Consider the following 13,189-nt stretch of genomic DNA (forward strand, 5'->3'; position numbering starts at 1 on the left):
TCGGGGGCACAGCTCGACCCCGGCCGCGCCGCAATCTCGCCATATTGACTTTCTAATCCCGTGGGTGTCGTCTCCCGCGCCGAAAAGGTGCGGTGGGGCGGCAGACCTGTTACATGTGTCGTGCGCTCACCCCGCCCGATTGACCATCTTCCGTTTCGAGGCTCGTTCGACCCATGGCCGGTCATTCCCAGTTCAAGAACATCATGCACCGCAAAGGCGCGCAGGACGCCAAGCGGTCCAAGATCTTCAACAAGCTCGCCCGCGAGATCACCGTCGCCGCCAAGAGCGGCCTGCCTGACCCGGCGGCCAACCCGCGCCTGCGCGCCGCCATCCTGGCCGGACGCGCGCAGAACATGCCGCGCGACCGCATCGACCGCGCCATCAAGCAGGGCACGCCCGGCGGCGGCGACGACGCGAACTATGAAGAGGTGCGGTACGAGGGCTACGGCCCCGGCGGCGTCGCGCTGATCGTCGAGGCGCTGACCGACAACCGCAACCGCACCGCTGCGGAAGTGCGCTCCAGCTTCACCAAGTATGGCGGCAGCCTGGGCGAGACCAACTCGGTCAGCTTCATGTTCAGCCGCATCGGCGCGATCTATTACCCGGCCGCCGCGGCGGATGCCGACGCCGTGTTCGAGGTGGCGTTGGAGGCCGGTGCCGACAATGTCGAATCCGACGAGAACGGCCATGAGGTCACCACGACCGTCGAGAATTTCGGCGCCGTGCGCGATGCGCTGGAGGCCAAGTTCGGCGGTGCGGAGAGCGCGCGGCTGACCTGGCGTCCGCTGAACACCGTCGCGCCGAGCGAGGATGCCGCGGCCAGCCTGCTGAAGCTGCTGGACGTGCTGGAGGACAATGACGACGTCCAGGTGGTCGAAGGCAACTTCGACATCTCCGACGAGCTGATGCAGAAGCTGACCGCGTAAGCTGAACGCGGTCGTTGCGAGCGGAGTGCGGGTGCCGTGTTTGCCCACGCCGGACGGGCCGGACGGACTGATGCGACGGTGCCTTCGCCGGTGCGGCTGCTGGGGATCGACCCCGGCCTGCGCCACACCGGCTGGGGCATCATCGACGTGGCGGGCAACCGCCTGAGCCACGTCGCCGACGGCGCGGTGCATTCCGACGACCGCTGCCCGCTGGCCGAGCGTCTGCTGCAACTCCACGATGCCCTGTCGGCGGTGGTGGAGCGCTACCGCCCCGACGAGGCGGCGGTGGAGGAGACCTTCGTCAACAGCAACGCGGTCTCGACGCTCAAGCTGGGGCAGGCCCGCGCCGTGGCCCTGCTCGTGCCGGCCCAGGCCGGGCTGGCGGTGGCGGAATACGCCAACAACATGGTGAAGAAGGCGGTCGTCGGGCAGGGCCGCGCCGAGAAGGCGCAGGTCCAGACGATGGTGCGCCTGCTGCTGCCCGGCTGCGAGATCGGCTCGCCGGATGCCGCCGACGCGCTGGCCGTGGCGATCTGCCACGCGCATCACCGTGCCAGCTGGACGATGTGGCGGCGGGGAGGCGACACCACGGGGAAGCAAACCCTCTCCCCCCCGGGGAGAGGGGAGGGTGAGGGGGACGCACAGCGTTCCTTCACCAAGACTCCACGTAGCGCTTCCCCCTCACCCCGACCCTCTCCCCGGGGGGGAGAGGGGGATAGGCCCCTTGGAAGAGCGGGGGAAATGGCGCGGGTTGCGCAAGCGAAGCCCACTGACTACATAACCGGGCGCGCGCGAGACCTGCGGATGAACGCCACGGACGTGGAAAAGATCGTCTGGCAGAAGCTGCGCAATGCCCAGCTCGGCGCGAAATTTAGGCGGCAAGAGCCGATCCTCGGCTTCGTCGCCGACTTCGTCGCTCATGACCACCGCCTGATCATCGAACTGGACGGCGGCCAGCATGCCGAGCAGCGCGCCGCCCATGATGAACGGCGGGCGCGCATGCTGGAGCAGGCGGGCTTCCGCATCCTGCGCTTCTGGAACACCGACGTGATCGACAATCTTGACGGCGTGCTGGAGACCATCCGCGCGCGTCTCGAAGAGACCTCCATTCTTCGCAGCCAGCCCTCGGGCCGGGAGTTCCCATGATCGCCAAGCTGACCGGCATCGTCGATTCCACCGGCACCGACTGGGTCGTGCTCGACGTGAACGGTGTCGGTTACCTGCTGTCCTGTTCCAACCGCACGCTGTCGCGCATGGCGGTGGGGGAGCGGGTCTCGCTGGTGGTGGAGACCTTCATCCGCGAGGAACGCATCGTCCTGCACGGCTTCGGCGATCAGGCGGACCGGGAGTGGTTCAAGCTGCTGACCACCATCCAGGGCGTCGGCGCCCGGCTGGCGCTATCGATCCTGGGCGTGCTCGACCCCGACCAGCTGACCCGCGCCATCGCCTCGCAGGACAAGACCGCCCTGGTGCGAGCGGACGGCGTCGGGCCGAAGGTGGCGGCGCGCATCCTCAACGAACTGAAGGACAAGGTCGGCAATCTGGCGCTCGGCCCGGCGGCGACCGTCGGCGCGCCGGCCGGCAAGGGCGCCCCCACCGCCGTTCCGGGCGCCAGCCCGGCGCTGGCCGATGCGGTGTCGGCGCTGGTCAATCTCGGCTATGGCCGGTCGGAGGCCTTCGGCGCGGTCGTCGCCGCCGGGCGGGTGCTGGGCGATGACGCCGGCGTTTCCGATCTGATCCGCCAGGGCCTCAAGGAACTGAGCCAATGAGCGACCCCAATAGCGACCGTCTGGTCCAGCCGGGCCAGGGCCACGGCGATTCGGCCGAGGCGTCGATCCGTCCGCTGTCGCTCGCCGAGTTCATCGGCCAGCGGCAGGCGCGCGAGAACCTGTCGATCTTCATCCAGGCCGCCCGCTCCCGCAACGAGGCGCTGGATCATGTGCTGCTGTTCGGCCCGCCCGGCCTGGGCAAGACCACGCTGGCGCAGATCGTCGCCCGCGAGCTGGGCGTCGGCTTCCGCGCCACCTCGGGGCCGGTCATCGCGCGGGCCGGCGATCTGGCGGCGCTGCTGACCAACCTCCAGCCGCACGACGTCCTCTTCATCGACGAGATTCATCGCCTTAATCCCGCCGTGGAAGAGGTGCTCTATCCCGCCATGGAGGATTTCCAGCTCGACCTCATCATCGGCGAAGGCCCGTCGGCGCGGTCCATCCGGATCGATTTGCCGCCCTTCACCCTCGTCGGCGCCACGACGCGCAGCGGCCTGATCACGCGCCCCTTGCGCGAACGCTTCGGCATTCCCGTGCGCCTGCAATTCTATGAGCCGGACGAGCTGGAGCTGATCGTGCGCCGCGCCGCCGGCGTGCTCGGCATGGGCATCACGCCGGAGGGTGCCCGCGAGATCGCCAACCGGTCGCGCGGTACGCCGCGCGTGTCGGGGCGGCTGCTGCGCCGGGTGCGTGATTTCGCCGCAGTGGCTGGCGTCGAGGAAGTCGACAAGCGCGTCGCCGATGCCGCGCTGACCCGGCTGGAGGTCGACCGGCTGGGACTCGACAGCATGGACCGCCGCTATCTGGGACTGGTCGCCAACAATTACAGCGGCGGGCCGGTCGGCGTCGAGACGCTGGGGGCCGCGCTGGGCGAGCAGCGCGACGTGCTGGAGGAGGTGGTCGAACCCTACCTGATCCAGCAGGGCTTCCTGCAACGCACGCCGCGCGGGCGCATGCTGACCGACCAGGGCTTCCGTTATCTCGGCCTCAACCCGCCGAACGCGCCGCTCCGGCAGCTCGATCTGCTGGACCGGGTTCCGGATCCGACGGACGGGGATGGCGATGAGTGAGGCGATGTCCTCCCTCTCCGGCCGGTTTGCGGAGGACGGCACGCACCGTTATCCGCTGCGGGTCTATTACGAGGATACCGACGCCGGCGGCATCGTCTATCACGCCAACTACCTGCGGTTCGCCGAGCGGGCGCGGACGGAGATGCTGTACCTGATGGGCTTCCGTCAGAAGGCGATGGCGGAGGGCTCGGGCGATGTCACAGGTGTGTCATTTGCGGTACGGCGCCTGACCATCGATTTTGACGCCCCTGCCAAGCTGGAGGACACGCTTGAAGTGGAAACCCGAATCGTCGATATCCGCGGTGCCTCCTTCGCAGTTGCACAAGTCATCCGCCGCGACGGTCGCGTGCTGGCGCGCGCCGACCTGCAACTGGTGACGATAAACCGGACCGGGCGGGCCGTGCGCCTTCCCGAACCGGTGAAAGCGGCGATGGAGACGCTGCATGCAAAGCAAAGCTCCTCGACGCCTGCCTGATCCGCCTCCCTGACCCTATCGACCGTTTTTCCCTCCACTCCCCGTGCCAACAGCGCAAACGCGAGACTGACTGCGATGGACGCCCTGCAAACCGCCCAGCTGGCCGGCAATGCCGCCGCCACGACGGCACATGAGATCACGATCCTCGGCCTGTTCTGGCAGGCCGACGCGGTCGTCAAGATCGTGATGTTGATGCTCGTCGTCGCCTCGATCTGGTGCTGGGCGATCATCATCGAGAAGCTGATGCGCATCCGCCGTCTGAACGCCCAGGCCGATGCCTTCGAGGAGGCCTTCTGGTCCGGCGGGTCGCTCGACGCGCTGTACGACCGCATCGGCCAGACCCCGGCCGATCCGATGGCCGCGACCTTCTCCGCCGGCATGCGCGAGTGGCGCCACGCCGCCGACCGCGGCATCGGCGGCACCATGAAAAGCTCGCTGCAGCAGCGGGTGGAGCGGGTGATGGCGGTGACCATCGGCCGCGAGATGGCGCGGGCCGAACGCTACATGACCTTCCTGGCCTCGGTCGGCTCGACGGCCCCCTTCATCGGCCTGTTCGGCACGGTGTGGGGCATCATGAACTCCTTCACCTCGATCGCCGGATCGGGCAACACCAGCCTCGCCGTGGTGGCGCCGGGCATCGCCGAGGCGCTGTTCGCCACCGCCATGGGCCTGCTGGCCGCCATCCCGGCCGTGCTCTCCTACAACAAGTTCTCCACCGACCTCGGCCGCTACGCCGACCGGCTGGACACCTTCTCGGGCGAGTTCTCGGCGATTCTGTCCCGCCACCTCGAGGAGCGGGGAGCCGCCTGAATCATGGCCGGACAACTCGCAGGCAAGTCCCACGGGCGCGGCAAGCGCCGGGGCTATCGCGCGATGGCCGAGATCAACATGACGCCCTTCATCGACGTCATGCTGGTCCTGCTGATCGTCTTCATGGTCGCCGCCCCGATGCTGACCGTCGGCGTGCCGGTCGACCTGCCCAAGACCAACGCCGCTCCGCTGGAGCAGCAGAAGGATCCGCTGTTCGTCACGGTGCAGACCGACGGCCGCGTCTTCGTCCAGGAGACGCCGGTCGAGCTGACCAATATGGTGCCGCTGCTGATCGCGGTGACCAACAACAACCCCGAGGCCCGCATCCTGGTCCGCGGCGACGCCAAGATCGCCTACGGCAAGATGCTGGAGGTGATGGGCACCATGAGCGCCGCCGGCTTCAAGAAGGTCGGCCTGGTCGCCGAGATGCCGAACGGCCCGACCGCGTCCAGCGCGCGGGTCGGCGCCCCCAAACCGGCGCGTTGAGGCGGGCGGAACTCCCATGCGCAAGCCCCTGATCGCCTCGGCGGTGCTGCACGTCGCGCTGGTCGCGCTGATGGTGCTCGGCATGCCGCCCAGCGATCGCAAGCTCGAAATCGCCTCCTCGATTCCGATCGAGATCGTCGACGTCGGCGAGGTCACCCAGGCCGCCCGCGTCGAGAAGGGCGAGCCGAAGCCGGCCAACGCCGCGCGTCCGCCGATGCCCGAGGCCAAGCCCGCCCCGCCGGCGCCCGAGCCGCCGGACGAAGAGGACGAACCGCCGCCCCCGCCCCCGCCGCCTGCCAAGACGCCGGAGCCGCCGAAGGTCGCCCAGGTGCCGCCGCCCCCGCGCGAGCCGACGCCGCCGCCCAAGCCTGCTCCGACGCCCCCGCCGCCTCCTCCGCCGCCTCCGCCCCCGGATCCGGCGCCGTCGCCGACTCCGAAGCCGCCCGAGCCGCCGAAGCCGGAACCGCCAAAACCGGAACCGCCGAAGCACGAGCCCAAGCCTGAGCCTCCGAAGCCGGAGCCGAAGAAGCCTGAGCCTCCCAAGCCGGAACCGCCGAAACCGGAACCGCCCAAGGCGGAACCGAAGAAGCCGGAGCCCGCGAAGGAGCAGCCGAAGGAGGTCGCCAAGGCCGAGCCGAAGAAGGCGGACACTCCGGCCAAGCAGCCGGAGAAGCCGTCGGCCAAGACCGACCCGCTGTCCGACCTGCTGTCGAACGTCGGGAAGATCAAGCCGTCGGACAACCCGAAGGCGGACGGCAAGGCCTCGGCCAGCGCCAACAGCGACGCCAAGCCGAGCCAGAAGACCGCATCCGCGGCTCCGGCGGGGGCCGCGAAGGCGACGAACGGCCCCGACAAGCCGTTCAAGCCGTCGGGCCGTGCGCTGGACGCCATCCGCGGCCAGTTGAGCAAGAACTGGAACTTCGACAGCGGCCGCAAGGACGCCGGTTCGATGCAGATCGAGATCCACGTCGAGGTCGGCCGCGACCACAGCGTGGTCCGCGCCTGGATCGACGACAAGTACCGGTCGCGCTACATGTCGGATGCCGCCTTCCGGGCGTCGGCCGACGCGGCGGTGCGCGCGGTCAAGCGGTCCAGCCCGCTGGAATTGCTTGCCAGCGAGTTCACGCCGCAGACTTATGAAGATTGGCGCTTCATCGTGTTCAATTTCGACCCGAGGGACATGTTCTGACCATGACGACGAAGACGAGGCTTCTGTTGAAGCTGGCCGGGGCCACCGGCGCGCTTCTCCTCTCCCTCGGCGTTGCCGCTCCGCAGGAGGCGCGCGCCGAGTTGCGCATCGACATCACGCGGGGCGTGTCCGAGCCGCTGCCCATCGCCATCACCAGTTTCGCCGGATCGGGCGGGCGTGATGCGCAGATGGGCGCCGACATCTCCAAGGTCATCTCCGACGACCTGGAGCGGTCCGGCCTGTTCAAGCCGCTCGACCCGCGCGGCTTCCTCCAGACCCCCGACCAACTGCGCAGCGGTGAGCCGCGCTACCAGGACTGGAAGGCGCTGGGCGCCCAGGCGCTGGTCGCCGGCAACACCACGACGGGTGGCGACGGCCGCATGAAGGTCGATTTCCGTCTGTGGGACGTCGCCGCCGGCCAGTACATGCAGGGGCTGAGCTACAGCGCCTCGCCGCAGGAATGGCGCCGCATCGCCCACATCGTGGCCGACGCCATCTACAAGCGCCTGACCGGCGAGGACGGCTATTTCGACACGCGCATCGTCTATGTCGCCGAATCCGGCCCGGCGAACGCGCGCAAGAAGCAGCTTGCCATCATGGACCAGGACAGCGCCAACCATCAGTTCCTGACCGACGGCCAGACCCTGGTCCTGACGCCGCGCTTCTCGCCGACGTCGCAGGAAATCACGTACATGTCGTACTTCAACAAGAAGCCGCGCGTGTACCTGTTCAACATCGACACCGGCCGCCAGGAGGTCCTGGGCGACTTTCCCGGCATGACCTTCGCCCCGCGCTTCTCGCCGGACGGCAACAAGGTCATCATGTCGATGGCCCAGAACGGCAACACCGACATCTACACGCTGGACCTGCGCACCCGCCGCCAGACCCAGTTGACCGACGCGCCGGGCATCGATACCGCCCCCAGCTATTCGCCGGACGGCCAGCGGATCGTCTTCGAGTCGGACCGCGGCGGCACGCAGCAGCTCTACGTCATGGGTGCCGACGGGTCGGGCGTGAAGCGGCTGACCTTCGGCGAGGGCCGCTACGGTACGCCGGTGTGGTCGCCGCGCGGCGACCTGATCGCCTTCACGCGCCAACGTGGTAGCAGCTTTGCAGTGGGCGTAATCCGTCCGGATGGGTCGGGGGAACGAATCCTGACCGAAGCCTTCCATGTCGAAGGCCCGACCTGGGCACCGAACGGCCGAGTCATCATGTTCTTCAAGGACTTGCCGTCGGGTGACGGCCGTGGCCGCAACGCGAAGCTGTACAGCATCGACATCACCGGCGCCAACGAGCGTCGCGTGAGCACCCCGGTCGATGCGTCGGATCCTGCGTGGTCGCCCTTGATTCCCTAGTGGAGTAGCCCTATTTTGCGGCCACGCGGGAGCAATGCTCAAGACAAAGGTCGGACGTCGTCTTTTCGTCGGGGATTGGCGGAAAGAAGCGGCTCCCGCGCAGACAATGTTCGACCATCCAACAAGTTTCGTTCAAGGGGTCCCTGAACATGCGCATGAAGTTCCTCGCTCTCGCCGCGGTCGCTCTGCTCGCCGCTTGCGAATCCACTCCGAACGACGCCGCCAACGGCGCCAACACCGGTGCCCAGCAGTCGTCGGTCCGTCCGGGCTCGGCGGAAGATTTCGTCGTCAACGTCGGCGACCGCGTCTTCTTCGGTCTCGACCGCTTCGACCTGTCGCCGGAGGCTCGCGCCACCCTCGACCGTCAGGCCAAGTGGCTGCAGACCTACGGCTCGGTCACCGTCACCGTCGAGGGCCATGCCGACGAGCGCGGCACCCGCGAGTACAACCTCGCCCTGGGTGAGCGCCGCGCCAACTCGGTGAAGAACTACCTGGCTGCCAAGGGCATCCCGGCCAACCGCGTCAACGTCGTCTCCTACGGCAAGGAGCGTCCGGCCGTGGTTGGTTCGAACGAGGCCGCCTGGTCGCAGAACCGCCGTGGCGTGACCGTCGTCAACTAATGACGCCGGTCCCCGCCTGACGGGGAACAGGGAAGGGCGCCGCCGCCGGGCAACCGGGGGCGGCGCCCTTTCTTTTTGGCGGGCGGCAACGTCCGGTAAGGTCGGTTCTTTGCGCCGACGCGCAAGTTCTGCTAAACAGCGGCCATCGCGTCGCCTTTTTCGTTCGCCATGGTCGCCGTGGGTGCTCCCCCGGCATCAGATCTCCTCAGGATCCCACGCGCATGACCAACATCCGTCCCGTCGCCGCCCTGCTGCTGGGTGGCATGCTCGCGGCAAACCCCGTCCCGGGCTCCGCCCTGGCCCAGTCCAAGGGGCAGATCGAGCGGTTGCAATCGCTGGAAACCCAGGTCGCGGCGTTGGGCGGTCCGGTGGAGGTGGCGCAGCTGTCGCCCTCCGTCGCCGCCGATTTCGAGATCCGCCTGCAGAACCTCGAACGCACCATCCAGGATCTGACCGGCAAGTACGAGGAATCGACCTATCAGGTCACGCAATTGCGCGAGCGCCTGGAGAAGGTGAATGCCGACGTCGATTTCCGCCTGAAGGAGCTGGAGAAGGGCGGTGGGGCGACCGGCGGCGCGATGGGCGGCGCCATGTCCGATGCCGCGCCGAGCAAGCCGTCGAAGGCTGCGGCCTCCGACGAGAAGAAGGCCGACAAGCCGGCGCAGACCGCTTCGGCCAACCCGCCCTCCACCGCCGGCCTGTCGCCGGAAAAGCAGTATGAGCAGGCGTTCGAACTGCTGCGCAACTCCGACTATGACCGGGCGGAGAAGGCGTTGCAGGACTTCATCGCCAAGAACAAGTCGCACGCCTATGCCGGCAACGCGCAATATTGGCTGGGCGAGAGCTATTACGTCCGCAACAAGTTCCCGGAAGCGGCCCAGGCCTTCGCCGAGGTGCTGTCCAAGTACCGCACCAACCCCAAGGCGGCCGACAGCCTGCTGAAGCTGGGCATGACCTTGCAGCAGATGAACAAGAAGTCGGACGCCTGCACTGCCTTCGGCCAGCTGCTGACCAAGTTCCCCGAAGCCTCAGCCAGCGTGAAGCGCCGCGCCGATACGGAGCGCAAGCGCATCAATTGTCCGGCCTGATGGGGGGCGACTCCGGAAACGGGTCTGCCGATGATCGGCCAGTCTTTCCGGAGGAGTTCGCCCGTGCCTTGGCGGCGCTGGGCGGATTCGAGGCGACACCGGCCATTGCGGTTGGGGTTTCCGGTGGCGGCGACAGCGTGGCGCTGGTCCTGCTGCTGCGGCATTGGGTCGCGGAGCGGGGCGGAAGCCTGCTGGCGCTGACCGTCGATCATGGACTGCGGCCCGAGTCCACCAACGAGGCGGCGGCGGTCGGGCAGGCGATGGCCCGGCTTGGCGTTCCCCATCGAATCCTGCGCTGGGAGGGGGCAAAGCCGTCTGCCGGGCTTCAGGCGGCGGCGCGGGCGGCGCGGCACCGGTTGCTCGGCGCGGCCTGCGCTGAGGTGGGCATCCTGCATCTGGCGCTTGCCCACCATCGCGACGATCAGGCGGAAACCGTTCTGCTGCGGCTGGCCCGCGGCTCCGGCATCGACGGGCTGGCCGGGATGGCGCCTGTCCGTACAGATGGCGCGGTGCGGGTGATCCGGCCGTTGTTGAGTTTTTCCCACGACCGGCTGCTGGCGACCTGCCGCGCCGAAGGCGTGGACTGGATCGAGGATCCCTCCAACCATAATCCCCGCTTTGCCCGCGCCCGCCTGCGCGCCGCCCGCGCCCTGCTGGGCGGGGAGGGGCTCGATGGCGAGCGGTTGGGCGAGGTCGCCCGCCGGGCCGGGCGTGCCCGTGCGGCGCTGGAACAGGCGACGGCTGGGCTGCTGGCGGAGACCGCGACCATTCATCCGGAGGGCTGGATCACGCTGACGCCCGCTCCTCTGCTGGCCGCGCCGGCAGAGATTGGGTTGCGGGCGCTGGGCCGTGCGCTGGCGGTGGTCGGGGGACCGCATCCGGTGCGCGACGAGGCGCTGGAGCGGCTGCTCGGCGGGCTGGCGCACGGGCAGGGTGGGACGTTGGGTGGCTGCGTCGTGCGGATGCGGCGAGGCGCCGTCATGATCGCGCGCGAACCCGTGGCGGTGACCGAGCGGCTGACCGTGACGCCCGGTGCGTCGATTCTGTGGGACGGCCGATTCGACCTGCGGGTGTCGTCGCGGTGGAAACAGCCCGTCACGGTCGCGGCGCTGGGAGCTGCCGGCTGGCGCAAATGGGCAGGTCGGCTGGCGCCGGAGAGGCTTCCCGACCTGCCGGTTCCGGTGCGGGAATCGCTGCCAAGCCTTTGGTCGGCCGCGGATTTGCTTGGTGTGCCGATGATTGGCATGTGCTACGGGTTGGTCGCGGATGGACAGGAGCCGGTGGACCGCGCGAAGTTTCGTCCGCTTTCGTCGTTGGGAAGACCAGCTTTTACGGTTGTTTCGGACCAGGACGGCATTATTTAATCAGGGAACGTGCCCGTAGGAGTCCGGGGTGCGGCCTTGTCGGCGCACCGCATGGCGATGGGTTCGCAGAAAGGCGTGTGACGTGAACAATTTCGGCAAGAACCTCGCGCTCTGGATCATCATAGGGCTGCTCCTCGTAGCCCTGTTCAACCTGTTCCAGAGTTCCTCCACCCGCAGCCCGCAAACGACCGTTCCGTTCAGCGAGCTTCTCGCCGAAGTGGACCGGGGCCAGGTCGCCGACGTGACGATCAAGGGCAACCAGGTTTCGGGCCATTTCTCCGACGGCCGCTCCTTCAGCACCTATGTCCCGCCCGAAGCGGGTCTGGTGGAGCGCCTGACCAACAAGAACGTCCGGATCAACGCGGTCCCCGACGATAGCAACGTGCCGTCGCTGTTCTCGGTGCTGCTGTCCTGGTTCCCGATGCTTCTGCTGATCGGCGTCTGGATCTTCTTCATGCGCCAGATGCAGTCCGGCGGCGGCAAGGCCATGGGCTTCGGCAAGTCGCGGGCCCGCCTGCTGACCGAGAAGGTCGGGCGCGTGACCTTCGACGACGTCGCCGGCATCGACGAGGCCAAGCAGGAGCTGACGGAAATCGTCGAGTTCCTGAAGGACCCGCAGAAGTTCCAGCGGCTGGGCGGCAAGATCCCGAAGGGCTGCCTGCTTGTCGGCCCGCCGGGTACCGGCAAGACGCTGACCGCCCGTGCGGTGGCTGGCGAAGCCAATGTGCCGTTCTTCACCATCTCCGGTTCGGACTTCGTCGAAATGTTCGTCGGCGTGGGTGCGTCCCGTGTCCGCGACATGTTCGAGCAGGGCAAGAAAAACGCCCCCTGCATCATCTTCATCGACGAGATCGACGCTGTCGGCCGCCATCGCGGCGCCGGCCTGGGCGGTGGCAACGACGAGCGCGAGCAGACCCTCAACCAGCTGCTGGTCGAGATGGACGGCTTCGAGGCGAACGAGGGCGTGATCCTGATCGCCGCGACCAACCGTCCGGACGTTCTCGACCCGGCGCTGCTGCGTCCGGGCCGCTTCGACCGTCAGGTCGTGGTGCCGAACCCCGACGTGCTGGGCCGCGAGAAGATCCTCAAGGTCCACATGCGGAAGGTCCCGCTGTCGCCGGACGTCGACGCCAAGGTCATCGCCCGCGGCACCCCCGGCTTCTCCGGCGCCGATCTGGCCAACCTGGTGAACGAGGCCGCCCTGCTGGCCGCCCGCATCGGCAAGCGCGTCGTCGGCATGTCCGAGTTCGAGGCCGCCAAGGACAAGGTCATGATGGGTGCGGAACGCCGCTCCATGGTCATGACCGAGGACGAGAAGAAGCTGACCGCCTACCACGAGGCCGGCCACGCCATCTGCGCCATCCACTGCGCCGACAGCGACCCGGTCCACAAGGCGACCATCATCCCGCGCGGCCGTGCGCTGGGCATGGTGATGCGCCTGCCGGAAGGCGACCGCATCAGCCTGTCGCAGGCCAAGCTGCTGGCCGACCTGACCGTCGCCATGGGCGGCCGCATCGCCGAGGAGCTGATCTTCGGCAAGGAGCGGGTGACCACCGGCGCCTCGGGCGACATCAAGATGGCGACCGAGATGTCGCGCCGGATGGTGACGGAGTGGGGCATGAGCGACAAGCTCGGCCCGCTGCTCTACGGCGAGCCGACGCAGGAGGTGTTCCTGGGTCATTCGGTGACCCAGCACAAGAACATGTCCGATCGCACCGCCCAGCTGGTCGACGAGGAAATCCGCCGCATTGTGGACGAAGCCTACGACCGCGCCCGGACCATCCTGACCGAGAACATCGATCAGCTGCACACCCTGGCCAAGGGCCTGCTGGAGTACGAGACGCTGAGCGGCGACGAGATCAACCGTCTGCTGCGCGGCGAACCGATCCTGCGCGACGACGAGCGCGAGACGATGGCCGTCCCGCCGCGTCCGACCACCGGCACCGGCCGCCGCTCCTCCGTCCCGCCCAGCACCGGGCAGGAGAGCGGCGGCATGGGTCCGGAACCGCAGGGCACCTGACGGGTTCCGAGCTTCCG

13 protein-coding genes and 1 pseudogene are annotated in these 13,189 nt (G+C 68.2%); all 14 read left to right on the forward strand.

The features are described 5' to 3' along the window. The first annotated feature begins 173 nt into the window (after positions 1–173). The 14 genes and pseudogenes from J2848_RS01495 to ftsH all read left to right on the forward strand — a co-directional run bounded on the left by J2848_RS01495 (position 174) and on the right by ftsH (position 13,172). Positions 174–926: a YebC/PmpR family DNA-binding transcriptional regulator gene (locus tag J2848_RS01495; RefSeq protein ID WP_109154954.1), complete on the forward strand. Its 753-nt coding sequence runs from the start codon at positions 174–176 to the stop codon at positions 924–926. A gap of 90 nt (positions 927–1,016) precedes the next feature. Then, a pseudogene (gene ruvC / locus J2848_RS01500) lies at positions 1,017–1,508 on the forward strand (crossover junction endodeoxyribonuclease RuvC); the annotation flags it as partial. Positions 1,509–1,667: 159 nt separating this feature from the next. Then, positions 1,668–2,072, forward strand: a complete 405-nt coding sequence (locus J2848_RS01505; RefSeq protein ID WP_281288554.1) for an endonuclease domain-containing protein — start codon at positions 1,668–1,670, stop codon at positions 2,070–2,072. Further along, positions 2,069–2,695: a Holliday junction branch migration protein RuvA gene (gene ruvA / locus J2848_RS01510; RefSeq protein ID WP_149230701.1), complete on the forward strand. Its 627-nt coding sequence runs from the start codon at positions 2,069–2,071 to the stop codon at positions 2,693–2,695. Before J2848_RS01505 ends, ruvA begins: the two co-directional genes overlap by 4 nt. Then, on the forward strand, positions 2,692–3,765 hold the full coding sequence (gene ruvB / locus J2848_RS01515) for a Holliday junction branch migration DNA helicase RuvB (RefSeq protein WP_149230702.1): 1,074 nt from the start codon (positions 2,692–2,694) through the stop codon (positions 3,763–3,765). The genes ruvA and ruvB overlap by 4 nt, the downstream gene beginning before the upstream one ends. Then, positions 3,758–4,240: a tol-pal system-associated acyl-CoA thioesterase gene (gene ybgC / locus J2848_RS01520; protein WP_170306997.1), complete on the forward strand. Its 483-nt coding sequence runs from the start codon at positions 3,758–3,760 to the stop codon at positions 4,238–4,240. Before ruvB ends, ybgC begins: the two co-directional genes overlap by 8 nt. A gap of 75 nt (positions 4,241–4,315) precedes the next feature. After that, positions 4,316–5,050 carry a protein TolQ gene (tolQ, locus tag J2848_RS01525; protein ID WP_149230704.1) on the forward strand — a complete coding sequence of 245 codons (735 nt, stop codon included), beginning with the start codon at positions 4,316–4,318 and terminating at the stop codon, positions 5,048–5,050. A gap of 3 nt (positions 5,051–5,053) precedes the next feature. After that, entirely contained in the window at positions 5,054–5,536 is a 483-nt protein-coding gene (locus J2848_RS01530) for an ExbD/TolR family protein (RefSeq protein WP_085088826.1), read from the forward strand. A gap of 16 nt (positions 5,537–5,552) precedes the next feature. Continuing rightward, positions 5,553–6,725, forward strand: coding sequence for a cell envelope integrity protein TolA (tolA, locus tag J2848_RS01535; protein ID WP_149230705.1), 1,173 nt, complete (start codon positions 5,553–5,555; stop codon positions 6,723–6,725). Between the two features lie 2 nt (positions 6,726–6,727). Then, positions 6,728–8,080, forward strand: a complete 1,353-nt coding sequence (tolB, locus tag J2848_RS01540; protein ID WP_149230706.1) for a Tol-Pal system beta propeller repeat protein TolB — start codon at positions 6,728–6,730, stop codon at positions 8,078–8,080. Between the two features lie 149 nt (positions 8,081–8,229). Next, positions 8,230–8,700 (forward strand): peptidoglycan-associated lipoprotein Pal, encoded by a 471-nt coding sequence (gene pal / locus J2848_RS01545; protein ID WP_045582361.1) that lies wholly within the window; start codon positions 8,230–8,232, stop codon positions 8,698–8,700. A 221-nt stretch (positions 8,701–8,921) separates the two neighbouring features. Continuing rightward, positions 8,922–9,788: a tol-pal system protein YbgF gene (ybgF, locus tag J2848_RS01550; protein WP_149230707.1), complete on the forward strand. Its 867-nt coding sequence runs from the start codon at positions 8,922–8,924 to the stop codon at positions 9,786–9,788. 68 nt (positions 9,789–9,856) lie between these two features. After that, complete coding sequence (gene tilS / locus J2848_RS01555; protein ID WP_246193762.1) at positions 9,857–11,152, forward strand: tRNA lysidine(34) synthetase TilS; 1,296 nt, start codon at positions 9,857–9,859, stop codon at positions 11,150–11,152. A gap of 82 nt (positions 11,153–11,234) precedes the next feature. Beyond that, positions 11,235–13,172, forward strand: coding sequence for an ATP-dependent zinc metalloprotease FtsH (ftsH, locus tag J2848_RS01560; protein WP_149230708.1), 1,938 nt, complete (start codon positions 11,235–11,237; stop codon positions 13,170–13,172). The last annotated feature ends 17 nt before the right edge of the window (positions 13,173–13,189 follow it).

It is taken from the genome of Azospirillum lipoferum (assembly GCF_024170005.1).
GTDB lineage: Bacteria > Pseudomonadota > Alphaproteobacteria > Azospirillales > Azospirillaceae > Azospirillum > Azospirillum lipoferum.